The sequence below is a fragment of the Citrobacter sp. CRE-46 genome, assembly GCF_059615875.1.
The window spans coordinates 1791505-1813664 of the sequence record NZ_CM184341.1; the positions used below are offsets into that span (position 1 = coordinate 1791505).

The window sequence follows — 22160 nt, forward strand, 5'->3', positions numbered from 1 at the left end:
TTATGTCCCGGTCAGCAAAACCCCAAAATGGCCGCCGCCGCTTTCTGCGCGATATGGTTCGCGCGGCGGGCGGGCTGGCCGTCGTTGGCGTGGCGCTGGGGTTACAACAGCAAACCGCACGTGCAACCGGCGTGCGGTTACGCCCGCCAGGCGCACTGAGCGAGGAGGCATTCGCCAGCGCCTGTGTGCGTTGCGGTCAGTGCGTTCAGGCATGCCCGTATGACACGCTGAAACTGGCGACGCTGGCCTCCGGGCTGGCAGCTGGTACGCCCTATTTTGTCGCCCGCGATATTCCTTGCGAAATGTGTGAGGATATTCCGTGCGCCAAAGTCTGCCCCAGCGGCGCGTTGGACAAGGAAATTGAATCCATTGACGATTCGCGTATGGGGCTGGCGGTACTGCTGGATCACGAAAACTGCCTCAACTATCAAGGGCTACGCTGCGATGTTTGCTATCGCGAGTGCCCGAAAATCGATGAGGCTATCACCCTTGAGCTGGACCGCAATATGCGTACCGGCAAGCATGCGCGGTTTATTCCAACCGTCCATAGCGATGCCTGTACCGGCTGCGGGAAATGCGAAAAAGTCTGCGTACTGGAGCAGCCAGCAATAAAAGTGCTGCCACTGTCGCTGGCGAAAGGGGAGTTAGGACACCATTACCGCTTCGGCTGGCTGGAGGGGAACAATGGCAAATCGTAAACGTGACGCCGGGCGTGAAGCGCAGGCAAAAAAAGGGTGGTGGAAGAGTCATCGCTGGCTGCTGCTGCGTCGTCTGAGTCAGTTTCTGATACTGGCGATGTTCCTGAGCGGCCCGTGGCTTGGCGTATGGATCCTGCATGGCAATTACAGTGGCAGCCTGCTGTTGGATACTGTCCCATTCACCGATCCGCTAATTACATTGCAAAGCCTGGCCAGCGGACACCTGCCGGCAACGGTTGCGTTAACGGGGGCGGTCGTCATCACGGTGCTGTATGCCCTTGCGGGTAAGCGTCTGTTTTGCAGCTGGGTTTGTCCGATGAACCCGGTCACCGATTTAGCCAGTTGGTTACGCAGAAGGTTTGACCTGAATCAGTCCGCGACCTTGCCGCGCTATATACGGTACGTCCTGCTGGTGGTTATCCTGGTCGGTTCCGCCTTGACCGGTACGCTGCTGTGGGAATGGATAAATCCCGTCTCTCTGCTCGGACGGAGTCTGATAATGGGATTTGGCAGTGGAGCGCTGCTGATTCTGGCGCTGTTTTTATTTGATCTACTGGTCGTTGAGCATGGCTGGTGCGGGCATCTCTGCCCACTGGGCGCACTGTATAGCGTGGTGGGAAGTAAAGGTGCATTAACCGTTTCGGCAAAAGAACGTAACAGATGTAACCGCTGTATGGATTGTTTTCATGTTTGCCCGGAACCGCATGTGCTACGTGCGCCGGTGCTGGATGAGCAAAGCCCGGTGCAGGTAACCAGTCGCGATTGCATGGCCTGCGGTCGCTGCGTGGATGTCTGTTCTGAGGATGTTTTTACAATAACAACACGATGGAGTTCGGGAGCGAAATCATGAAAAGCCATGACCTGATTAAAAAGCTGAGTCAATGGACGGCCCTGCTTGCCCTGGTCGTCAGTGGGGCCGTTTGGGCTGCAAACGGAGTGGACCTAAGCCAGTCACCGGAAGTCTCAGGGACACAGGAAGGGGCGATTCGCATGCCGAAAGAGCAGGAGCGTATGCCGCTGAACTATGTGAATCAACCGCCAATGGTTCCGCACAGCGTTGAAGGGTATCAGGTGACGACCAATACTAACCGCTGCCTGCAGTGTCACGGTGTGGAAAGCTATCGCACCACCGGCGCGCCGCGCATCAGTCCGACGCACTTTATGGACAGCGACGGCAAGGTATTGGCTGAAGTAGCGCCGCGTCGTTATTTCTGTCTGCAATGTCACGTCCCGCAGGCTGACGCTGCGCCGATTGTTGAAAATACCTTCACCCCCTCGAAAGGTTACGGGAAATAAGAGGTCATTATGGAAAATTCTAACCGTAAACCAGGCTGGATTAAGCGCGTCTGGCAATGGTGGCGTCGCCCCAGCCGTCTGGCGCTCGGCACGCTGTTGTTAATCGGCTTTGTGGGCGGCATTATTTTCTGGGGCGGCTTTAATACCGGTATGGAAAAGGCCAATACGGAAGAGTTCTGCATTAGCTGTCACGAAATGCGCAATACGGTGTACCAGGAATATATGGAAACCGTACACTACAACAACCGCAGCGGTGTGCGTGCGACTTGCCCTGATTGCCACGTCCCACATGAGTGGGGCCCGAAAATGATCCGTAAGATCAAGGCCAGTAAAGAGCTGTACGCGAAGGCGCTGGGGTTAATAGATACACCGCAGAAATTTGAAGATCATCGTCTGACGATGGCGCAAAATGAGTGGCGGCGTATGAAAGATAATAATTCGCAAGAGTGTCGCAACTGTCACAACTTCGAGTTTATGGATTTAACTGCCCAGAAAGGCGTTGCGGCCAAAATGCATGACCAGGCCGTGAAAGACGGGCAAACCTGTATTGACTGTCATAAAGGGATAGCGCACAAACTGCCTGATATGCGCGAAGTCAAACCGGGCTTTTAACAGGATGTAGATAACCAGGTATGCTTGAAGCCAGAGAATTACTTTGCGAGCGGGATGACAGAATACTGTTCAGCGATCTGTCATTTCGCGTCAACGCAGGGGAATGGGTACAAATTACCGGCAGCAACGGCGCGGGGAAAACCACTTTGCTGCGGTTGCTTACCGGGCTGGCGCGTCCCGACGCAGGGGAGGTTTGCTGGCAAGAGCAACCCCTGCATCACGTGCGGGACAGCTACCATCAGCAATTGCTGTGGATCGGACATCAGCCGGGAATAAAAACCCGGCTTTCGGCGTTGGAGAACCTGCGTTTTTTCCATCACGATGGCGACATCGCACAGTGTCTGGACGCGCTGGCGCAGGCGGGACTTGCCGGATACGAAGATATTCCGGTGAATCAACTTTCCGCCGGACAACAGCGGCGCGTGGCGCTGGCCCGTTTGTGGCTGACCCGCGCCCGGCTGTGGATCCTTGATGAACCCTTTACCGCCATTGATGTAAACGGCGTTGAGCGACTGACTCAGCGTATGGCACAGCATACGGAACAGGGCGGTATTGTCATTCTCACCACTCACCAGCCGCTTAATGTTGAGACCAATAAAGTGCGACGTATTGCGCTGACCAGCGAGAGGGCAACGCAATGATGTGGCGAATCTTCCGTTTAGAACTGCGAGTTGCGTTTCGTCATAGTGCGGAAATCGCCAATCCTTTATGGTTCTTTCTGATTGTTATCACGTTGTTTCCTCTGAGCATTGGGCCGGAGCCACAGCTGCTGGCGCGTATTGCGCCGGGCATCATCTGGGTTGCGGCGCTGCTGGCGTCATTGCTGGCGCTGGAGCGCTTGTTTCGTGATGACTTACAGGACGGCAGCCTTGAGCAACTGATGCTGCTGTCGCTGCCGCTTCCGGCGGTCGTGCTGGCGAAAGTGATGGCGCACTGGGTCGTAACCGGTTTGCCGCTATTAATCCTCTCTCCGCTGGTGGCATTACTGCTGGGCATGGATATGTACGGCTGGAAAATTATGGCGCTGACCTTGCTGCTCGGCACGCCGACGCTGGGTTTTCTCGGCGCGCCTGGCGTAGGTCTGACGGTGGGTTTAAAGCGCGGCGGCGTGCTGTTAAGCGTGCTGGTTCTCCCGCTTACTATTCCACTACTGATTTTTGCGACCGCGGCGATGGATGCGGCCTCCATGCACTTGCCTGTTGAAGGATACATGGCGATTCTGGGGGCGTTGTTGGTAGGCAGCGCCACGTTAAGCCCGTTTGCCACGGCTGCGGCGTTACGGATCAGCGTGCAGTAATGCGACAGGATTTGCAGGCCGGGCAAGGCGCTCCGGCAAAACGGATATTAATTAATGGAGTCTGGTGACTGAACTATGTGGAAAACACTTCATCAATTGGCGATGCCCCCTCGGCTCTATCAGATCTGCGGCTGGTTTATTCCGTGGCTGGCGATTGCCAGCGCGGTGGTATTGATAACCGGATGGGTGTGGGGCTTTGGCTTCGCGCCAGCTGATTATCAGCAGGGACAGAGCTATCGCATCATTTATCTGCACGTTCCGGCGGCAATCTGGTCGATGGGAATTTATGCCTCGATGGCTGTTGCGGCGTTTATCGGCCTGGTCTGGCAGATGAAAATGGCCAATCTGGCGCTGGCTGCGATGGCGCCCATTGGCGCTGTGTTTACCTTTATCGCGCTGGTGACGGGGTCCGCATGGGGCAAACCGATGTGGGGAACCTGGTGGGTCTGGGATGCCCGACTCACCTCTGAACTGGTGTTGCTGTTTCTCTACGTTGGCGCCATTGCATTGTGGCATGCGTTTGACGACCGCCGCCTGGCAGGGCGTGCCGCCGGTATTCTGGTGTTGATTGGTGTGGTCAACTTACCGATTATTCACTACTCGGTCGAGTGGTGGAACACGCTGCATCAGGGGTCAACCCGTATGCAGCAAAGCATCGATCCGGCAATGCGCGCACCGCTGCGTCTGGCGATTGTCGGTTACCTGTTGCTGTTTGTCACGCTGGCGCTAATGCGCATGCGTAACCTGATTTTGATGATGGAAAAACGCCGCCCGTGGGTGAGCGAACTGATCTTAAAAAGAGGCCGCCAATGACCCCTGCATTTGCATCATGGAGTGATTTTTTCGCGATGGGCGGTTACGCCTTGTATGTCTGGCTGGCTGTCGCCATGAGCGTTATTCCGCTGCTGGTGCTGGTGCTACATTCTGCGTTACAGCATCGCGCAATTTTACGCGGTGTGGCCCAGCAGCGGGCGAGGGAAGCGCGCATGCGCGCAGCGCAAGTACAACGGGAGGCGGCGTGAATATTCGACGTAAAAATCGGCTATGGATAGCCTGCGCGGTACTGGCAGGTCTGGCGTTGACCATTTCGCTGGTGCTCTACGCGCTGCGTTCCAATATCGATCTGTTCTACACCCCGGGAGAGATACTCTACGGTAAGCGCGAGACACAGCAGATGCCTGAAGTCGGCCAGCGTCTGCGCGTGGGTGGGATGGTGATGCCGGGCAGCGTGAAGCGCGATCCGCAATCGCTAAAAGTAACTTTCAGCATCTATGACGCCGAAGGTGTGGTGGATGTGACCTATGAAGGCATTTTGCCGGACCTGTTCCGCGAAGGGCAGGGGGTCGTTGTTCAGGGCGAGCTGGACAAGGGAAATCATGTGCAGGCTAAAGAGGTTCTGGCCAAACATGATGAAAATTACACCCCGCCGGAAGTCGAAAAAGCGATGCAGGAAAACCACCGTCGCCCGGAAAGTGTTTATAAGGATAAAACGTCATGATGCCGGAAATTGGCAATGCGCTGTTGTGCCTTGCGCTTGGCGTTGCACTACTGCTGTCGGTCTATCCGTTGTGGGGCGTGGCGCGCGGCGACGTGCGGATGATGGCCTCAGCACGGCCCTTTGCCTGGGTCTTGTTTATCTGCGTGATGGGCGCGTTCCTGATTCTGGTTAATGCCTTCGTGGTTAATGACTTTACCGTGACCTACGTCGCCAGTAACTCCAATACCCAGCTTCCTGTCTGGTACCGGGTGGCAGCGACATGGGGCGCGCATGAAGGCTCGCTGCTGCTGTGGGTGCTGCTGATGAGCGGCTGGACGTTCGCCGTCGCGGCGTTCAGCCAGCGCATGCCGCTGGACATTGTCGCCCGCGTGTTGGCGGTGATGGGGATGGTCAGCGTCGGCTTCCTGCTGTTTATCCTGTTTACCTCTAATCCGTTTGCCCGCACGTTGCCCAATTTCCCTGTTGAAGGGCGCGATCTGAACCCGCTGTTGCAGGATCCGGGACTGATTTTCCATCCGCCGTTGCTGTACATGGGGTATGTCGGTTTCTCGGTAGCTTTCGCGTTTGCGATCGCCGCGTTGATGAGCGGGCGTCTGGACAGCACCTTCGCTCGCTTTTCGCGTCCATGGACGCTGGCGGCGTGGGTGTTTCTGACGCTGGGGATTGTACTCGGTTCGGCCTGGGCCTATTACGAGCTGGGCTGGGGCGGCTGGTGGTTCTGGGATCCGGTTGAGAACGCCTCCTTTATGCCATGGCTGGTGGGCACCGCCCTGATGCACTCGCTGTCGGTAACCGAACAGCGCGCCAGCTTCAAAGCCTGGACGCTGCTGCTGTCAATCTGCGCCTTCTCGCTGTGCCTGTTGGGGACTTTCCTGGTGCGCTCCGGCGTACTGGTTTCGGTGCATGCTTTCGCCTCTGACCCGTCGCGAGGGATGTTTATTCTGGCCTTTATGGTGCTGGTGATTGGCGGTTCCCTGCTGCTGTTTGCAGTGCGTGGGCATAAGGTTCGCTCGCGAGTAAACAACGCGCTGTGGTCGCGTGAATCGCTGCTGTTGGGCAACAACGTTCTGCTGATCGCCGCTATGTTGGTGGTGTTATTGGGCACGCTACTGCCGCTGGTGCACAAACAGCTTGGGCTGGGCAGCATTTCGATTGGCGAGCCGTTCTTCAATACCATGTTTACCTGGCTGATGGCGCCGTTTGCGCTGCTGCTGGGCATTGGGCCATTAGTGCGCTGGGGCCGTGACCGGCCGCGTAAACTGAAAACGTTACTGATCATCGCGTTTGTCACCACGCTAATTCTGTCGCTGCTGTTGCCATGGCTGTTTGAGGATCGTATTGCCGCCATGACGGTGGTGGGGCTGGCGATGGCGTGCTGGATTTTTGTGCTGGCCATGTCCGAAGCGTACCTGCGCATTTCTCGTGGAACGAAGCTGACGCCCAGCTACTGGGGGATGGTATCGGCTCACGTTGGGCTGGCGATTACCATTGTTGGTATTGCCTTTAGCCAGAATTACAGCGTGGAACGCGATGTCCGTATGAAAGCGGGTGATAGCGTCAGCATCCATGACTATCAGTTTACTTTCCGTGAAGTGAAAGATATTACCGGACCAAACTACCGGGGCGGAGTCGCCATTATTGGCGTCACGCGTGATGGTAAACCGGCAGCCACGCTGCATGCGGAGAAACGCTTCTATAACAGCACCAGTTCGATGATGACCGAAGCGGCGATTGACGGCGGGTTCACGCGCGATCTGTATGCTGCGCTGGGTGAAGAGCTGGATAACGGCGCATGGGCTGTACGTTTGTATTACAAACCGTTTATTCGCTGGATTTGGGCCGGAGGATTGCTGATGGCACTGGGCGGGGTGTTCTGCCTGTTTGATCCACGCTATCGCCAGCGCACGCGCCCTCGCGCCGCGGTGCAAAAAAATGCGTCGGAGGCTGTATGAAGCGCAACGCACTGTTAATTCCGTTTATTATTTTTCTCATTATTGCGGCGGCGCTGCTGTGGCAGTTAGCGCGTAACGCGCAGGGAGACGACCCTACTAATCTGGAGTCGGCGTTGATCGGCAAACCTGTTCCGACGTTCCGCCTGGAATCGCTGGAAAACCCGGGTCAGCATTATCAGGCCGATGTGCTGACGCAGGGCAAGCCAGTGTTGCTGAACGTCTGGGCGACCTGGTGTCCGACCTGTCGCGCCGAGCATCAGTATCTGAATCAGCTGTCTGCGCAAGGCGTAAGGGTAGTGGGTCTGAACTATAAAGACGATCGTCAGAAAGCCATTGTCTGGCTGAAAGAACTGGGCAATCCTTACTCATTAAGTCTGTTTGACGGCGACGGTATGCTCGGCCTCGATCTTGGCGTGTACGGCGCGCCGGAGACATTCCTGATCGACGGGAAAGGTATTATTCGCTATCGCCATGCAGGTGATCTTAACACCCGGGTGTGGGAAAGCGAGATCAAACCGTTGTGGGACAAGTACAGTAAGGAGGCTGCGCAATGAGATTTTTATTGGGCCTGCTGATGCTGGTTATCTCGGGATCCGCGCTGGCGACTATCGATGTAATGCAGTTTAAGGATGAAGCGCAGGAGCAGCAGTTCCGCCAGCTTACCGAGCAACTGCGTTGTCCTAAGTGTCAGAACAACAGCATTGCCGACTCTAACTCAATGATTGCCACCGACCTGCGGCAGAAAGTGTACGAACTGATGCAGGAAGGCAAAAGTCAGAAAGAGATTGTTGACTACATGGTGGCGCGCTACGGTAACTTCGTCACTTACGATCCGCCGTTAACTCCGCTGACCGTGCTGCTGTGGGTGATGCCGGTGGTAGCGATTGGTCTCGGGGGCTGGATTATTTTCGCCCGTACTCGCCGACGCGTGCGGGTGAAACAAGAAGAGTTTCCTGATGACATCATCCCGGATGGCAAGCGCGGTGGATTCGGACTCTTTGTGCCCGGCATCGTGGTGGCGCTGGTGGTCGGCGCGGTGAGCTATTACCAAACCGGGAACTATAAACAGGTGCAGGTCTGGCAACAGGCCACCGCTCAGGCACCTATGCTGCTGGAGCGGGCATTAGATCCAAAAGCCGACCCGTTGAATGAAGAAGACATGACGCGTCTGGCGCTGGGGCTGCGCACTCGCTTACAGGCCGATCCCGCAAACGTTGAAGGCTGGATTATGCTTGGACGTATTGGCATGGTGCTCGGCAACGCCAGCATGGCTACTGAAGCCTATGCCAATGCTTATCGGCTGGATCCGAAAAACAGCGATGCGGCGCTGGGCTATGCGGAAGCGCTGACCCGTTCATCCGACCCTGATGATAACCGTCGGGGCGGGGAGCTGTTACGTCAACTAATACGCGGCGAACATGCCAACGTGCGCGTATTGAGCATGTACGCGTTTAACGCTTTCGAACAGCAGCGCTTCGGCGAAGCGGTTGCGGCGTGGGAGATGATGCTGAAATTATTACCCGCTAACGATACCCGTCGGGCGGTAATCGAGCGCAGTATTAAACAGGCGATGGAGCAGCTAACGCCGCAGGAGAAGTAAGAGTGAAAGATGCCGGATGGCGACGCAACGCGTCTTATCCGGCCTGGCGATGCACGTGACGTGTAGGCCCGATAAGCGTAGCGCTATCGGGCAATATCTGGTTATTGCATACCGCGCGTTTGCAAAAACAGAATAGTGGCAGCAACGCGAGAGCGCACGTTGAGTTTGCGCAGCAGGTTGCGAATATGCACCTTCACCGTCTGTTCGGAAATATTCAGCACTGAAGCAATCTGTTTATTCGACAGCCCCTGAGCCAGTTCGTGTAATACATCCAGCTCGCGTTCGGTGAGAATGCTGAACGGATCTTCTTGTGCCCCGAACAGGTCGCGTTCGCGCAGATATTCACTGACGCGTGTACTGAACGCTTTACCGCCTTTGGCTCCGCTGCGAATGGCTTCCAGCAGGACTTCAGGATCGCTGTCTTTGAGCAAATAACCATCCGCACCCGCGTCAATTAGGGCGTATACATCGCTGGCGGCATCCGAAACGGTCAGAATGATAATTTGTGCGGTCACACCGTCCCGACGCAGCGCATTCAGGGTATCCAGCCCACTCATACCTTTCATATTGAGATCCAACAGGATCACGTCAAGGTCCAGACGGTTTGCCAGATCGATCGCACTTGCGCCGTCACCTGCTTCAGCTACTACGTTAAAGGCGGGATCCAGTTGCAATAATTGACTAATTCCCCGCCGCATCAGTGGGTGGTCATCGACAATCAGCACCCGAAAAGGCGTTGCTTCAGGCATACTATTCTCCTGAGTTTTATTAGTATCATTATTGTTTTCAGCGCATCAATCGTCCAGATTCATCGCGCTGATGAGAGGATAAATTTTACCCCAATTTGTGCATGGGTAAGTAGTAAAACCTGTGCTGAAGAGAGGGAGAATACATGGACAATGTGAGGTTCAAGAACGGTAAGACGCCGTGAGGGTGCTGGGGGGCGGGGGAAAATGGGATCAGGCTATGGCATAACTTTTCAGTGTCTGTAATCGGGCCGATCCTGCATACGGTTACGGTTCTGTCAGTAATGTATAGTTACAGCGCCTTATTGAGAACCAACGTTCACAAATGGTTATGGTGTAACAATCTGGAGCATTGAGGATCGACCCGTACGTTTTTACGCATCAGCCGTCGTTCTTCATCAGGAATGGGTACCCAGGTACAAAAACGTTACCCACGTTCTGATATTGTTGAGTTTAAAATTGATTGATGAAATAGAGGGCGCGTGATGCCCGTTTATTTATTGTTGCTGTTCTTTTTTTGCTGGTTTCATCCAGGCATCATTGTATTTAATATTCCCTCTAACATAATTCCATTCAATGTCACGGAATCTAAGACCTACTACCTCATGCATATTAGGGGACGAACTACCGGGATAGTAGACATGTGTAAAATCTACAGAGGATATAACGACATCTTCCAGAGTAATATTATAAATCTCTACTTCGATCCCTGCTTCTATAGTCTCATAATATTTAATGACTGCCTTTTGCAGTCTCTTCCCTTCACAAACAGCTACAGCCAGGTAAGGGCTGACTTTATCAAGTTGCTTATGCACAATTACGGGATCATGCTGCCTACAGCCTGTCATGCTGCCAGTGTTGCTATCAACAGGCTGTCTAACACCGTAACTACTATTCATGACTTCTATAGCACCTTCACGGCCTAAGGATAAACAATCTCCCGGAATCTGCATTCCGTTTTCATCATATAAAAACAAATAAGCTGGTAATGACATAATTAATACACCATATTTGTTAGCTGTCCATTATTATCAATAAAAAATTTATGTACATAGTCCTTGCCATTTAATCCATATGACACTGTATAGGAATAACCATAACTCCATTTAAAATCAATGCAATCACTCGGATATGAAAGTTGTAAGTCATATTCGGATTTTTCAATGTGATATCCCTTGCTCCGACTCGATTCGATTCGGTAGTAGTTCAATACATCTTTTTGATCAGTGCTAAAACAAAGATAATTGCCATTTATAAAAGTAACTCTTGGGTGTGGTGCAGGCATACCTCCGGGGCATCCAGATAGCATTAATACCAATGGCATTATTATTAATCTTTTCATCCAGGGAATCCTTTCATAACAGATTTATATATAGATAATATTGAATGAATAGAGTCATTAGAATTGAGGTTACGGTATTTAACCAGGGCGTAAGTATCTCTGTTAAGCCCAAATGCTTGTATCAACCAATAATCACTGGCTATTGATGCTTGCTGTTCTAATCCGTAATGAAGAAAGTCAGCCTTATCTAAACTGTAACTGTAATCAGCGAAACGAGAGAATAAACCTCTGGTTCTGACAAACATACCTTTCTGTGCTTGCCAGGCGTGAACCATCTCATGCATGAATCTGTGTTTTTTCTCTAGTATATCTAATGAAAAATCAGGTGAATACGTACCCTCTCTAAACCAAAGTTCACCGTTTGGTGTCATGGCAATATCTACGGGTTGTAAGTTGAAGGGGAGATAGCTTTCACGGTGTACCCACACCTTGCTATAGATAATACTCTCACCAAACAGCGTCCTGGCTAGTGCAATCTCTCCTATTGTAAGTAGCCTGACCCCTCCGGGGACTATGGGAGTTCCCGACGTGGGATTTATTGTTCCGTTTACGGACATAGTATATCCATATTATTTGTACTGTTTTATGCGCTAATCGTACTCCTACTCTAAAGCATTGGGAATGTTTCTTTCCGGGATAAATTCTGAATTCTGTAAAATTAAATTATTATAAATCATCTGTTTACTGAATAAGTTTCTTCTGTCTCCATGCTTTCTGGTTGTGTTAGTCAGGCAGTACGTCTTAACCGTTGTAAGGCCATGGGCATAGATCGTAATGTTTGCTATCAAGAGGATATGGCTAATCAGCGCAACTATCAGACCAACTATTCTATCGAAAGGGCTGGAGAGACTCAGGCGCAAGCTTATAAAGACGCGAGTCCTTATCATAAGAAGCAGAAAGTATCCAAATTAGGCAAGCTTTTTGGTTTGGATGATGATTGATAGTTTAATCATGAGAACAAAAATGGCGCGTGTCACCGCGTGCCAGAAAGATCTATCAACCGGCACTATACTATGAACTGCAGTTTCTTCGCCCTTTCTCCCAGGAACCTCCATCCGTAGCTATTCGCGGGCGGCCAGGGGGCGGGTACAACATTTAATGGCTTTCTTCCCCAGTAATTCCCCGTTCAGAAAACAGGCATAAAAAAACCAACCACAAGGGTTGGTTTTATTGGGATTTTTGGTCGGCACGAGAGGATTTGAACCTCCGACCCCCGACACCCCATGACGGTGCGCTACCAGGCTGCGCTACGTGCCGACGCTATGGCTGACAATACTACTGCTTTCCAGCGTGAATGCAAGAGGATGGTTTGCTAACTGATTTATAATTAATCAGTTAGCAATAAATCGTTTCTCATCCGTCAGAACTTGTAGCAGCAGGCTCAGCTGCGGTTTCTGATCTTTTATCTTCTCACCGTGTAAATCATAGGTCTGATAATTACCGTTGTTGTTAAGCACCAGCGTCATCTCTGGCGTGGTAATCGCCAGCGTGCTGCCGTCGGCGGCGGTAACCCAGTAATGGCGGCGGGTTGCATTAAACAAATCCTGGCCCTGCGAGTACTCGTTAGCTGGCGTGCTGACGTGGAGCAGACGTTGCATGAGCGTCGTCATCAGGTCCGTATGATCGGTCAGGCTATTGATGCGCTGAGCAGGTGTTCCCGGCCAGTGAATAATCAGAGGAACCTGCAGATGACCGCGCGACCAGGCAAAATTGTTCTCTTCCTGAGTCAGCGGTACGCCCCGACCCGCGGTAATAATCACCACCGTGTTGTTCAGTTTACCGGAGTCGCGCAGGGCGCTAAGGATCCGGTTAATGTTGGCATCCACATCCTGAGCGGCATTGGCGTAGCGTTTGGCAAAGTTCTTCTGGTTACTGTCGTTCAGGTTCGTCCCGTTAAAGGAGACCCAGGAGAACCAGCGGTTATCTTCCTGCGCGTAGCGGCCCAGCCAGTTGATCCACTGGCTGGCGGTCTGCTCGTCAGACTGCGTTTGCACGCTCGGCATAGAGAAATCTGACAGTAGCGCCTGGCGATAAAGTGGGCTGGTAAAGCCATCCGAGGAGAATAGCCCCAACTGATATCCCTGCTGGTTCAGCGCAGAGATCAGCGCCGCAGGCGTTCGGGTCGACAAAATGCCGTCCATATAGCTTGGAGAAACGCCATAGAACAGGCCAAAAATCCCGTTATCCGTGGTGTTGCCTGTGCTCATGTGACGCGTAAAGGCGATATTCTGCTCAGCGAATTCAGCCAGCGCTGGCATTTGTTTTTCAAAACGGGAGTAGTTCAGGCCGTCTACGGTGATCAGCAGAACGTTCTGTCCGGTTCCCATATCGCGGTAACGCAGTTCGCTGAGCGGGTATTGCACGGAAACCGCTTCCGGGTTTCCCTGCTCGATCAGGCGGCGTTGATATTCTTGCGCATCCAACAGACCATGTTTTTCCAGAAACTTGCGTGCCGTCATCGGGTAGGAGAGCGGCAGGTTCGCGCGTTGCATGGTAATAGGGCGATAGAAATTGGCGTCTGCCCAGATGTACACCACATGCGAGGCGATAAAGGAAACGAAGAAGAATGCGGCTAACGGTTTAGCAAAATGGCGACGACGCGTCAGGCTGCGTAGTTTTTGCCAGCTCCAGGTCGCAAACAGCATTTCGATTAACAGAATAACCGGCACGCTGATAAACATCAGTTGCCAGTCACGCGCCGCTTCATTCTGGTCAGGGTTAATAACCAGTTCCCAGACGATCGGGTTAAGGTGCAGGTGGAAGCGGGTAAAAACTTCGCTGTCGATTAACAACAACGTCATGCCAGCTGTCGCCAGGATTGCTGATAAGAATCGCATCAGCCTCTGGGACATGACGATAAACGTCAGGGGAAACAGGATCAGCAGATAGGTGGCAAACACCAGGAAGCTAAAATGCCCGACAACGCTCAGGTAGGAATAAACGCGCCCTGCAAGCGTAGTCGGCCAGTCGGCGACAAACAGGTAACGGCTACCGAGTACCATGGCCAACAGAATGTTGAACAAAGCAAACCAGTGCCCCCAGCTAACCATCTGGGAGACTTTCTCACGGTAGCGCTGACGATGAGTTACCATAAACTGTTGTTCGTTTCCCCGGATCAGGCTCTTAATGCGCTTGGTCGTCGTTTACCGAAGACTGTAATGCGCGGGCAAAAGAGTTGGCAATCGCCTGGCGCTGGGCCGGTGCGATGCTTGTATTGATAAGGTTAGTCACCATGTTTCCCAGTACCATCAGGGAAAGATCGGTCGGCGCCTTATGTTTTTCCAGTACGTTGAGCATCTCATTCAGCAGTTGTTCAACGTGTTCGTCACTATAGCGGGAAATTTGTGGCATAAATCGAAATCAGTCTGTTCATGAAAGGGCAACATATTACCGTACGGACAGTTTTTTTTCTGCTTTTTTATCTTCTATTGCGTCACTGCCCGGCAGGTGGTTGAATACCGCCCGGTCTAAAAGGAGAGTTTATCATGAGTCTGGATATCAACCAGATTGCCCTGCACCAGCTTATCAAACGTGATGAGCAAAACCTTGAGCTGGTCTTGCGCGATTCATTACTGGAACCGACAGCGACCGTTGTCGATATGATGGCTGAACTGCATCGGGTGTATAGCGCCAAGAATAAAGCCTATGGCCTGTTCAGCGAAGAGAGCGAGCTGGCGCAAACGCTGCGTTTACAGCGTCAGGGTGAAGAGGATTTTCTGGCCTTTAGCCGTGCCGCGACAGGGCGTTTGCGGGACGAGCTGGCGAAATATCCTTTTGCCGATGGTGGTATTGTCTTGTTCTGCCATTACCGCTATCTGGCGGTAGAGTATCTGCTGGTTGCCGTACTGAACAATTTAAGCAGCATGCGCGTCAATGAAAATCTGGATATCAATCCGACGCACTATCTGGATATCAATCATGCGGACATCGTGGCGCGTATTGATTTAACCGAGTGGGAAACCAATCCGGAGTCCACACGCTATCTGACGTTCCTGAAAGGGCGGGTAGGGCGCAAAGTCGCCGATTTCTTCATGGACTTTCTCGGCGCCAGCGAAGGTCTGAACGCCAAAGCGCAAAACCGCGGTCTGCTGCAGGCGGTTGATGACTTCACCAATGAGGCGCAACTGGATAAAGCCGAGCGCCAGAATGTGCGGCAGCAGGTTTACAGCTACTGCAACGAGCAGCTACAGGCCGGTGAAGAGATTGAGCTGGAGTCGCTGTCTAAAGAGCTTTCCGGCGTCAGTGAAGTCAGCTTCAGCGACTTCGCTGCTGATAAAGGCTATGAGCTGGAAGAGAGCTTCCCGGCGGATCGCAGTACGTTGCGCCAATTAACCAAATTTGCCGGCAGCGGCGGTGGGTTAACCATTAATTTTGACGCCATGCTGCTGGGCGAGCGTATTTTCTGGGATCCGGCTACAGATACCCTGACCATCAAAGGTACGCCGCCGAACCTGCGCGACCAGCTCCAGCGCCGCACGTCGGGCGGGAAATAAAACCGTTTGCCGGATGGGGCGCAAACGCCTTATCCGGCCTGCGTGATTCATCTTTACCGCGAACAAAATTCCATAAAAAAACCCCGCCGAGGCGGGGTTTTCTTCAACTTCCAGGCGATTACGCGCGAACGAAGTCGATGTGAGTCAGCTTCGGCTTGAAAGCGTGACGCTGTACAGCCTGAGCTTTAACTTTAACTTCTTTACCGTCAACAACGATGGTCAGAACTTCGCTGTAGAATTCAGCTTTAGCTTGCATGTTCATAACTGCATCGTGATCCAGTTCGATAGCAATCGGGGCTTCTGCGCCACCGTAGATGATTGCCGGGAACTTGTTAGCGGCACGCAGGCGGCGGCTCGCACCCTTACCCTGCTCTTTACGTACTTCAGCGTTGATAGTAAACATTTAAATCTCTCTTTAATAATTCCTGCTACAGGCGACCCAGCAACAGGTAAGTGATCTGCTTTGCGTATGCAAAAGCGGGCGAGATTCTATACTCAAACGGCTGGTACATCAATCAAAAGTACAATTAACCGCGTAATTCATGTGCCCGGCGAAAGCGACCTTCATAATCGAAGACCTTTTCACGCACTTGCCAGTACTGACCTTTCATGCGCGCAACCACGAAATCAGGATGGCGTAACAGCGCCTGCTGGGCGAGGATATCGGCGGCGGTTATCCAGCGTAAGGGAATACCGGGGGTACGGGTGTGCGGGCGAATAAACAGTTGTTCGAATGCCGTACGCTGCGCGGGAGTGTGTAGACGAAAGCGTTCGCTGACGTCGGCTCCGTCTTCATCGTAATAGGTGATTTTTAGCCATTCGCCTTTTTCATCCTGGCCATTTTGTAACACCATACCGCTACAGCGCAGGACCAGCGCATCTTTTAGCCTCAACGCCGCTTTCAGCATATCATCCGGGTCGACCAGCACGGTATCGCATTCACGGCAGCGGCGGGCAGCAATGTCATTTTCCGCGTTGCACTGCGGGCAATTTTTAAACCGGAAACGAAAGTTGCACTGTTCGCGATGACCGTCATCATCTTCAAACCATCCCTGGCAGCGGCGACCAAAATGTTCAATCAGCGTGCCGTCAGCCGTTGTTTTGCCCCAGAAGGTGTTGGCAAATCCGCAGGCAGGGCAGAACACCTGCACCGGCACGTTGTCGCTTTTTCCCTTCGGCGCGCCCACTTCCGGGGCGTACAGATCGTGGGGATTACCCGCGTAATCGAGGATCAGACAGTCGGTTTTACCTGGGGCCAGGCGCAGTCCGCGACCAACAATTTGTTGGTACAGGCTGACTGATTCCGTCGGGCGGAGAATGGCGATAAGGTCGACGTGTGGGGCATCGAAGCCGGTAGTCAGGACCGACACATTCACCAGAAAGCGAAAGCGCTGGGCTTTAAACTCTTCAATCAGTACGTCACGCTCCGCGCCTGGCGTATCTCCGGTAATAAGCGCGGCATCGTCAGCAGGCAGCAGGCCCAGAATTTCTTTGGCGTGTTCAACGGTGGCGGCGAAAATCATCACCCCTTTGCGCGTCTGGGCAAACTCAATAATCTGGCTGATGATATGCGGCGTGATTCGCTGCTGCTTTTTTAATTCCCGATTAAGGTCCGCCTCGCTGAACAGGCCGTTACTTTGTGCCTGCAGGCGGCTGAAGTCATACTGCACGACCGGCATGTCGAGGCGTTCCGGCGGCGTCAGGTAGCCGTGTTTAATCATATAGCGCAGCGGTAATTCATAAATGCAGTCGCGAAACAGCGCTTTTTCATCGCCGCGCACCATTCCGTGATAATGAAAGTGGTAAATCCAGCCTTTACCCAGACGAAAAGGCGTGGCGGTAAGCCCCAGCAGGCGTAAGTGGGGATTGACGTTGGTCAGGTGAGTGAGGATTTGCTGATACTGACTCTCTTCATCATCACCGATGCGGTGACATTCATCGACGATCAGCAGGGAAAACTCTCCCTGAAAGGCATCCAGATTACGCGCCACCGACTGTACGCTGCCAAATACCACTTTTCCGTGGCTCTCTTTACGCTTCAGCCCGGCGGCAAAAATATCGGCCTCCAGCCCCAACGCGCAATATTTGGCGTGGTTTTGCGCGACCAGCTCTTTGACGTGCGCCAGTACCAGCACGCGACCACGCGCCACGCGGGCCAGTTCCGCTATCACCAGGCTTTTGCCCGCGCCGGTTGGCAGGACGATAACCGCCGGTGTGCGGTGGTGGCGAAAATGGTTGAGCGTGGCGTCCACGGCTTCTTGTTGGTACGGGCGAAGAGTAAAAATCATGGGCTCACTAAGGTAAACAGTAACAATGAATAGTATGCCATGAATCATTTCCCTTGAGGGATGGTGTAACGCCGCTATACTGGGCGGATAACAGTCCCACTTTTCGGGCGCAAACCCGATTCTCGTATTTTTACAGGCAAAAATCACACTCATGCGACTTGATAAATTTATCGCTCAGCAACTCGGCGTCAGCCGCGCTATTGCCGGGCGTGAGATCCGTGCTAACCGCGTTACTGTCGACGGTGAAATCGTCAGAAATAGCGCCTTTAAGCTGCTGCCAGAACATGGCGTCGAATATGACGGCAATTCCCTGGTTCAACAGAATGGCCCGCGCTATTTTATGCTGAATAAGCCGCAGGGCTATGTTTGTTCAACGGATGATCCGGATCACCCGACGGTTCTTTATTTCCTTGATGAACCCGTCGCATACAAATTACATGCGGCAGGCCGTCTGGATATCGACACCACCGGACTGGTGCTGATGACCGATGACGGACAGTGGTCGCATCGCATCACTTCGCCACGTCGCCATTGTGAGAAAACCTATCTGGTGACGCTGGAATCGCCGGTGGCGGATGATACCGCCGAGCAGTTTGCCCGTGGCGTACAACTGCATAACGAAAAAGACCTGACAAAGCCGGCCGTGCTGGAAGTCATTACGCCAACTCAGGTGCGATTGACCATCAGCGAAGGGCGCTATCATCAGGTGAAACGCATGTTTGCCGCCGTGGGGAACCACGTTGTTGAACTGCACCGTGAACGGATCGGCGCCATTAAGCTTGATGATGACCTTGAGCCTGGCGAATACCGTCCATTAACTGAAGAAGAAATTGCCAGCGTTAACTTAACCCCGCGTTAATCTCAGGAGCTAAATGTGACCACCCGGCAGAACTCGTCAATTGCCATTGTCTTTATCCTTGGCTTGTTAGCCATGCTGATGCCGTTGTCGATTGATATGTATCTTCCGGCGCTGCCTGTTATCTCTGAACAGTTTGGTGTGCCTGCCGGTAGCGCGCAGATGACCCTCAGTACCTATATTTTAGGTTTTGCGGTGGGGCAGTTGCTGTATGGTCCAATGGCAGACAGCATTGGGCGTAAGCCGGTAATACTGGGCGGAACGCTGGTGTTTGCGGCGGCGGCAGTTGCCTGTGCGCTGGCGCAAACTATCGATCAACTGATCATAATGCGTTTCTTCCATGGTCTGGCGGCTGCGGCGGCGAGCGTGGTTATCAACGCCCTGATGCGCGATATCTATCCGAAGGAAGAGTTCTCGCGCATGATGTCATTCGTCATGTTGGTCACCACGATAGCGCCATTGCTGGCGCCCATTGTGGGCGGCTGGGTGCTGGTATGGCTGAGCTGGCACTATATCTTTTGGATCCTCGCCGTGGCGGCTATTCTGGCTTCAGTGATGATCTTTACGCTGATCAAAGAAACATTGCCCGTAGAGCGTCGCCAGCCGTTTCGCTTGCGCACTACTCTTGGCAACTTTGCCTCGTTGTTTCGTCATAAGCGCGTACTGAGCTATATGCTGGCCAGCGGGTTCAGCTTTGCCGGAATGTTTTCTTTCCTTAGCGCCGGGCCTTTTGTCTACATTGAGATTAACCATGTTTCACCGCAGCATTTCGGTTACTACTTCGCGCTGAATATTGTTTTCCTGTTCGTGATGACCATCATCAACAGCCGCTTTGTTCGCCGGGTTGGGGCATTGAATATGTTCCGTGCGGGGCTGTGGATCCAGTTTGTGATGGCGGGCTGGATGGTTTTCAGTGCGCTATTCGGGGTAGGTTTTTGGGCGCTGGTGGTGGGCGTGGCGGCATTTGTCGGCTGCGTGTCGATGGTGTCATCTAACGCGATGGCGGTCATCCTGGATGAATTCCCGCACATGGCGGGAACGGCATCATCTTTGGCGGGGACGTTCAGATTTGGCATTGGCGCTATTGTTGGGGCACTGTTGTCACTGGCGACCTTTAACTCGGCCTGGCCGATGATTTGGTCGATAGCGTTTTGCGCCACCAGCTCTATTCTCTTCTATCTCTACGCCAGTCGCGCTAAAAAACGGTGATCTAATACACAACCTGGAGGTCATAAGGCCTCCAGAGTTGATGTATATCAACCGCAAATCTATCAATTCTCCTGCTTATGTTTATTTTATGTAAAATCAATTTATGTAAAAAGTCACATCATTGTAGTTAAAAAGGTTGAGTTAGATCGCAGAAACGAGTACATATAGCCCGGAAATTTGCCAGAACCATTGAATAAATTTAAATACCTGGTTCGGAAAGCAGCATATGGACATGGGTGTAAACGTTTACCAACTGTTTAAAGACGTTTTGTCAATGATGTGTTAATATTGATGTAAAATAATTGTGAAGTGATTGTGCTTCCAGGGAAAGAAAGTGATGACATTACAACTCTCAATCGTTCATCGTCTGCCGCAGTGCTATCGTTGGTCGGTGGGTTTCGCAGGTTCGAAAGTTGAACCGATTCCGCAAAACGGTCAGAGCAATGAGAACAGCCTGGTGGCGCTCAAATTGCTCAGCCCGGATGGTGATAGCGCGTGGTCAGTCATGCATAAACTCAGCCAGGCCCTCAGTGACATTGAGGTTCCTTGTTCCGTTCTGGAATGCGAAGGGGAGCCGTGCCTGTTTGTGAATCGTCAGGATGAGTTTGCTGCGACCTGCAGACTGAAAAATTTCGGCGTGGCAATCGCAGAACCTTTTTCAAATAACAATCCATTTTGAGCGTCAGCTTAGCGCGAGCAGCTGACGCGTATAGGCCTGTTGTGGCGCGTTGAATACGTGCTCGCATTGCCCCTGTTCCACAACTTCTCCCTGCCTTAGCACAATAACCTGATGGCACAACGCGCGTACGACATGCAAATCATGGCTGATAAAAATATAGGCCAGACGATGCTTTTCCTGTAAGGACTTTAACAATATCAGGATTTGCGCCTGTACGGTCCTGTCGAGTGAGGATGTCGGTTCATCCAGAATGATCAGCGAAGGTTTTAGAATCAACGCCCGGGCAATGGCTATGCGTTGACGTTGACCACCGGAAAACTCTGCGGGATAACGATGTCGCGTTTCGCTATCCAGCCCCACTTCCGTCATGACCGCTTTCACCTGCGCTTCACGTTGTTCGGCAGTAAGTGTCGGTTGATGAACGCGTAGTCCCTCCTCAATAATTTGTAGCACGCTTAAGCGTGGGTTTAGCGAGGAGTTAGGATCCTGAAATACCACCTGAATGCGGTGACGTACGGGTAACAGCTGGCGACGATTTAAGGTATGCAACGCCTGGCCATCGAACACAATACTCCCCTGCGATGTGATTAGCCTCAGTAGCGCCAGCCCGGTGGTGCTTTTCCCGGAACCTGACTCACCGACCAGCCCCAGCGTTTCACCGGGCCGCAGGGAAAAACTGACGTCGTTGACCACGACGTTATGGTCTACTACGCGCTTCAGAATGCCTTTGCGGACAGGGAAGGCGACGCGGAGTTTTTCCACTTCCAGCAAGGGAGCTTGCCCTACAGGTAAGGGGACCGGGTCACCGGAAGGTTCGCTGTTTAACAATTTCTGCGCGTACGGATGCGAGGGCGCAGAGAGCAGTTGTGCGGCACGATTTTGCTCAACGCACAGGCCGTTTTGCATGACCGCCACGGTATCGGCCAGCTTTTTCACAATGCTGAGGTTATGGGTGATGAACAGTAATCCCATATTCAGCTCTCGCTGTAACTCCCGTAACAATTGCAGGATCTGTGCCTGGACGGAGACATCCAGCGCGGTGGTGGGTTCATCGGCAATCAGCAGTTCTGGCTGCGTTAGCAGCGCCATGGCGATCATCACACGTTGGCGCTCACCGCCGGACAACTGGTGCGGGTAATCTGCGAGACGTTTGGCCGCCTGACGGATCCCGACGCGGTCCAGACAGGTCAGAATCTCTGCCCGGGCGGCCTCGCGACGCATTCCCCGATGCAGCGATAGCACCTCGTAAAGCTGTTTTTCCAGGTTGTGAAGCGGGTTCAGTGACACCATCGGCTCCTGGAAAATCATGGCGATTTTGTTCCCTCGTACGCCGCGAAGCGTCTGCTCGTCGGCGTGAAGCAATGATTCATCATGGAAACGAATATCACCGGCAAGATAGACCGCAGGAGGGGACGGTAATAAGCGCAGAATAGAAAGCGCGGTCACACTTTTCCCTGAGCCAGATTCGCCCACCAGCGCCAGCGTTTGCCCGGCATCAACCCGCAATGAGAGAGTGTTGACCACGGTGCGCACACTCTCCTGGTGGCGAAAACCTACCGATAAATTCTCAATAGCTAACAGAGGTTGTGTCATT

25 protein-coding genes and 1 tRNA gene are annotated in these 22160 nt (G+C 52.8%); 16 read left to right on the top strand and 10 right to left on the bottom strand.

From position 1 onward, the window contains the following. The first annotated feature begins 2 nt into the window (after positions 1-2). From napG to AC534G_RS08410, 12 genes are all read left to right on the top strand, one after another. Complete coding sequence (gene napG, locus AC534G_RS08355; protein WP_038642189.1) at positions 3-698, top strand: ferredoxin-type protein NapG; 696 nt, start codon at positions 3-5, stop codon at positions 696-698. After that, a complete protein-coding gene (gene napH / locus AC534G_RS08360; RefSeq protein ID WP_038642187.1) occupies positions 685-1548 on the top strand; it encodes a quinol dehydrogenase ferredoxin subunit NapH in 864 nt (287 codons plus the stop codon). The genes napG and napH overlap by 14 nt, the downstream gene beginning before the upstream one ends. After that, positions 1545-1994: a nitrate reductase cytochrome c-type subunit gene (gene napB / locus AC534G_RS08365; RefSeq protein WP_038642185.1), complete on the top strand. Its 450-nt coding sequence runs from the start codon at positions 1545-1547 to the stop codon at positions 1992-1994. The genes napH and napB overlap by 4 nt, the downstream gene beginning before the upstream one ends. A 9-nt stretch (positions 1995-2003) precedes the next feature. After that, positions 2004-2606, top strand: coding sequence for a cytochrome c-type protein NapC (napC, locus tag AC534G_RS08370; RefSeq protein WP_003027548.1), 603 nt, complete (start codon positions 2004-2006; stop codon positions 2604-2606). A gap of 20 nt (positions 2607-2626) precedes the next feature. After that, positions 2627-3247: a cytochrome c biogenesis heme-transporting ATPase CcmA gene (gene ccmA / locus AC534G_RS08375; protein WP_038642182.1), complete on the top strand. Its 621-nt coding sequence runs from the start codon at positions 2627-2629 to the stop codon at positions 3245-3247. Then, entirely contained in the window at positions 3244-3903 is a 660-nt protein-coding gene (ccmB, locus tag AC534G_RS08380) for a heme exporter protein CcmB (RefSeq protein WP_038642180.1), read from the top strand. Before ccmA ends, ccmB begins: the two co-directional genes overlap by 4 nt. 75 nt (positions 3904-3978) lie before the next feature. Further along, positions 3979-4716: a heme ABC transporter permease gene (locus AC534G_RS08385; RefSeq protein ID WP_006683732.1), complete on the top strand. Its 738-nt coding sequence runs from the start codon at positions 3979-3981 to the stop codon at positions 4714-4716. Then, positions 4713-4925, top strand: coding sequence for a heme exporter protein CcmD (gene ccmD / locus AC534G_RS08390; RefSeq protein ID WP_005129320.1), 213 nt, complete (start codon positions 4713-4715; stop codon positions 4923-4925). The genes AC534G_RS08385 and ccmD overlap by 4 nt, the downstream gene beginning before the upstream one ends. Further along, a complete protein-coding gene (gene ccmE, locus AC534G_RS08395) occupies positions 4922-5401 on the top strand; it encodes a cytochrome c maturation protein CcmE (RefSeq protein WP_038642175.1) in 480 nt (159 codons plus the stop codon). Before ccmD ends, ccmE begins: the two co-directional genes overlap by 4 nt. Continuing rightward, a complete protein-coding gene (locus AC534G_RS08400; RefSeq protein ID WP_110497374.1) occupies positions 5398-7353 on the top strand; it encodes a heme lyase CcmF/NrfE family subunit in 1956 nt (651 codons plus the stop codon). The genes ccmE and AC534G_RS08400 overlap by 4 nt, the downstream gene beginning before the upstream one ends. Further along, positions 7350-7907: a thiol:disulfide interchange protein DsbE gene (dsbE, locus tag AC534G_RS08405; RefSeq protein ID WP_110497376.1), complete on the top strand. Its 558-nt coding sequence runs from the start codon at positions 7350-7352 to the stop codon at positions 7905-7907. Before AC534G_RS08400 ends, dsbE begins: the two co-directional genes overlap by 4 nt. Next, positions 7904-8953, top strand: a complete 1050-nt coding sequence (locus AC534G_RS08410; RefSeq protein ID WP_496594531.1) for a cytochrome c-type biogenesis protein CcmH — start codon at positions 7904-7906, stop codon at positions 8951-8953. Before dsbE ends, AC534G_RS08410 begins: the two co-directional genes overlap by 4 nt. Before the next feature lie 101 nt (positions 8954-9054). Here the strand turns inward: AC534G_RS08410 and narP are convergent, their stop codons facing one another. The 7 genes from narP to AC534G_RS08445 all read right to left on the bottom strand — a co-directional run bounded on the left by narP (position 9055) and on the right by AC534G_RS08445 (position 14392). Further along, positions 9055-9702 carry a nitrate/nitrite response regulator protein NarP gene (gene narP / locus AC534G_RS08415; protein ID WP_016153764.1) on the bottom strand — a complete coding sequence of 216 codons (648 nt, stop codon included), beginning with the start codon at positions 9700-9702 and terminating at the stop codon, positions 9055-9057. Positions 9703-10196: 494 nt separating this feature from the next. After that, positions 10197-10694, bottom strand: a complete 498-nt coding sequence (locus AC534G_RS08420; RefSeq protein ID WP_110497378.1) for an Hcp family type VI secretion system effector — start codon at positions 10692-10694, stop codon at positions 10197-10199. Positions 10695-10696: 2 nt separating this feature from the next. Continuing rightward, entirely contained in the window at positions 10697-11041 is a 345-nt protein-coding gene (locus AC534G_RS08425; protein WP_071888157.1) for a putative T6SS immunity periplasmic lipoprotein, read from the bottom strand. After that, positions 11038-11598 carry a hypothetical protein gene (locus AC534G_RS08430; RefSeq protein ID WP_051594530.1) on the bottom strand — a complete coding sequence of 187 codons (561 nt, stop codon included), beginning with the start codon at positions 11596-11598 and terminating at the stop codon, positions 11038-11040. The genes AC534G_RS08425 and AC534G_RS08430 overlap by 4 nt, the downstream gene beginning before the upstream one ends. A gap of 623 nt (positions 11599-12221) precedes the next feature. Next, a tRNA-Pro gene (locus tag AC534G_RS08435) sits at positions 12222-12298 on the bottom strand. A gap of 74 nt (positions 12299-12372) precedes the next feature. Then, a complete protein-coding gene (yejM, locus tag AC534G_RS08440; protein WP_038642064.1) occupies positions 12373-14133 on the bottom strand; it encodes an LPS biosynthesis-modulating metalloenzyme YejM in 1761 nt (586 codons plus the stop codon). A gap of 31 nt (positions 14134-14164) precedes the next feature. Continuing rightward, positions 14165-14392, bottom strand: coding sequence for a YejL family protein (locus AC534G_RS08445; protein WP_003027506.1), 228 nt, complete (start codon positions 14390-14392; stop codon positions 14165-14167). A 134-nt stretch (positions 14393-14526) separates the two neighbouring features. Here AC534G_RS08445 and yejK point away from each other — a divergent pair, with 134 nt between their 5' ends. Beyond that, positions 14527-15534 carry a nucleoid-associated protein YejK gene (gene yejK / locus AC534G_RS08450; protein ID WP_110497382.1) on the top strand — a complete coding sequence of 336 codons (1008 nt, stop codon included), beginning with the start codon at positions 14527-14529 and terminating at the stop codon, positions 15532-15534. A gap of 118 nt (positions 15535-15652) precedes the next feature. On the opposite strand, the gene rplY is transcribed toward yejK, so the two are convergent. Beyond that, positions 15653-15937, bottom strand: coding sequence for a 50S ribosomal protein L25 (gene rplY / locus AC534G_RS08455; RefSeq protein WP_006683755.1), 285 nt, complete (start codon positions 15935-15937; stop codon positions 15653-15655). A gap of 124 nt (positions 15938-16061) precedes the next feature. Continuing rightward, the gene (gene radD, locus AC534G_RS08460) at positions 16062-17822 is read right to left on the bottom strand and encodes a DNA repair helicase RadD (protein WP_110498806.1); all 1761 of its coding nucleotides are present in this window, start codon (positions 17820-17822) and stop codon (positions 16062-16064) included. A gap of 151 nt (positions 17823-17973) precedes the next feature. Here radD and rsuA point away from each other — a divergent pair, with 151 nt between their 5' ends. The 3 genes from rsuA (at position 17974) to AC534G_RS08475 (ending at position 20566) form a co-directional block, all read left to right on the top strand. Beyond that, entirely contained in the window at positions 17974-18681 is a 708-nt protein-coding gene (rsuA, locus tag AC534G_RS08465; RefSeq protein ID WP_496594532.1) for a 16S rRNA pseudouridine(516) synthase RsuA, read from the top strand. Between the two features lie 15 nt (positions 18682-18696). After that, positions 18697-19887, top strand: a complete 1191-nt coding sequence (locus AC534G_RS08470) for a Bcr/CflA family multidrug efflux MFS transporter (RefSeq protein WP_042307254.1) — start codon at positions 18697-18699, stop codon at positions 19885-19887. A 334-nt stretch (positions 19888-20221) separates the two neighbouring features. Further along, positions 20222-20566, top strand: a complete 345-nt coding sequence (locus tag AC534G_RS08475; RefSeq protein ID WP_029139605.1) for a YejG family protein — start codon at positions 20222-20224, stop codon at positions 20564-20566. Positions 20567-20569: 3 nt separating this feature from the next. Here the strand turns inward: AC534G_RS08475 and yejF are convergent, their stop codons facing one another. Beyond that, positions 20570-22159 carry a microcin C ABC transporter ATP-binding protein YejF gene (yejF, locus tag AC534G_RS08480; protein ID WP_110497385.1) on the bottom strand — a complete coding sequence of 530 codons (1590 nt, stop codon included), beginning with the start codon at positions 22157-22159 and terminating at the stop codon, positions 20570-20572. Position 22160: the final 1 nt, after the last annotated feature.

What these genes read in the sequence shown, in the direction of transcription:
- napG (WP_038642189.1), top strand. Translation starts at nt 3, where the DNA reads ATGTCCCGGTCAGCAAAACCCCAAAATGGCCGCCGCCGCTTTCTGCGC.
- napH (WP_038642187.1), top strand. Translation starts at nt 685, where the DNA reads ATGGCAAATCGTAAACGTGACGCCGGGCGTGAAGCGCAGGCAAAAAAA.
- napB (WP_038642185.1), top strand. Translation starts at nt 1,545, where the DNA reads ATGAAAAGCCATGACCTGATTAAAAAGCTGAGTCAATGGACGGCCCTG.
- napC (WP_003027548.1), top strand. Translation starts at nt 2,004, where the DNA reads ATGGAAAATTCTAACCGTAAACCAGGCTGGATTAAGCGCGTCTGGCAA.
- ccmA (WP_038642182.1), top strand. Translation starts at nt 2,627, where the DNA reads ATGCTTGAAGCCAGAGAATTACTTTGCGAGCGGGATGACAGAATACTG.
- ccmB (WP_038642180.1), top strand. Translation starts at nt 3,244, where the DNA reads ATGATGTGGCGAATCTTCCGTTTAGAACTGCGAGTTGCGTTTCGTCAT.
- AC534G_RS08385 (WP_006683732.1), top strand. Translation starts at nt 3,979, where the DNA reads ATGTGGAAAACACTTCATCAATTGGCGATGCCCCCTCGGCTCTATCAG.
- ccmD (WP_005129320.1), top strand. Translation starts at nt 4,713, where the DNA reads ATGACCCCTGCATTTGCATCATGGAGTGATTTTTTCGCGATGGGCGGT.
- AC534G_RS08400 (WP_110497374.1), top strand. Translation starts at nt 5,398, where the DNA reads ATGATGCCGGAAATTGGCAATGCGCTGTTGTGCCTTGCGCTTGGCGTT.
- dsbE (WP_110497376.1), top strand. Translation starts at nt 7,350, where the DNA reads ATGAAGCGCAACGCACTGTTAATTCCGTTTATTATTTTTCTCATTATT.
- AC534G_RS08410 (WP_496594531.1), top strand. Translation starts at nt 7,904, where the DNA reads ATGAGATTTTTATTGGGCCTGCTGATGCTGGTTATCTCGGGATCCGCG.
- narP (WP_016153764.1), bottom strand. Translation starts at nt 9,702, where the DNA reads ATGCCTGAAGCAACGCCTTTTCGGGTGCTGATTGTCGATGACCACCCA.
- AC534G_RS08420 (WP_110497378.1), bottom strand. Translation starts at nt 10,694, where the DNA reads ATGTCATTACCAGCTTATTTGTTTTTATATGATGAAAACGGAATGCAG.
- AC534G_RS08425 (WP_071888157.1), bottom strand. Translation starts at nt 11,041, where the DNA reads ATGAAAAGATTAATAATAATGCCATTGGTATTAATGCTATCTGGATGC.
- AC534G_RS08430 (WP_051594530.1), bottom strand. Translation starts at nt 11,598, where the DNA reads ATGTCCGTAAACGGAACAATAAATCCCACGTCGGGAACTCCCATAGTC.
- yejM (WP_038642064.1), bottom strand. Translation starts at nt 14,133, where the DNA reads ATGGTAACTCATCGTCAGCGCTACCGTGAGAAAGTCTCCCAGATGGTT.
- AC534G_RS08445 (WP_003027506.1), bottom strand. Translation starts at nt 14,392, where the DNA reads ATGCCACAAATTTCCCGCTATAGTGACGAACACGTTGAACAACTGCTG.
- yejK (WP_110497382.1), top strand. Translation starts at nt 14,527, where the DNA reads ATGAGTCTGGATATCAACCAGATTGCCCTGCACCAGCTTATCAAACGT.
- rplY (WP_006683755.1), bottom strand. Translation starts at nt 15,937, where the DNA reads ATGTTTACTATCAACGCTGAAGTACGTAAAGAGCAGGGTAAGGGTGCG.
- radD (WP_110498806.1), bottom strand. Translation starts at nt 17,822, where the DNA reads ATGATTTTTACTCTTCGCCCGTACCAACAAGAAGCCGTGGACGCCACG.
- rsuA (WP_496594532.1), top strand. Translation starts at nt 17,974, where the DNA reads ATGCGACTTGATAAATTTATCGCTCAGCAACTCGGCGTCAGCCGCGCT.
- yejF (WP_110497385.1), bottom strand. Translation starts at nt 22,159, where the DNA reads ATGACACAACCTCTGTTAGCTATTGAGAATTTATCGGTAGGTTTTCGC.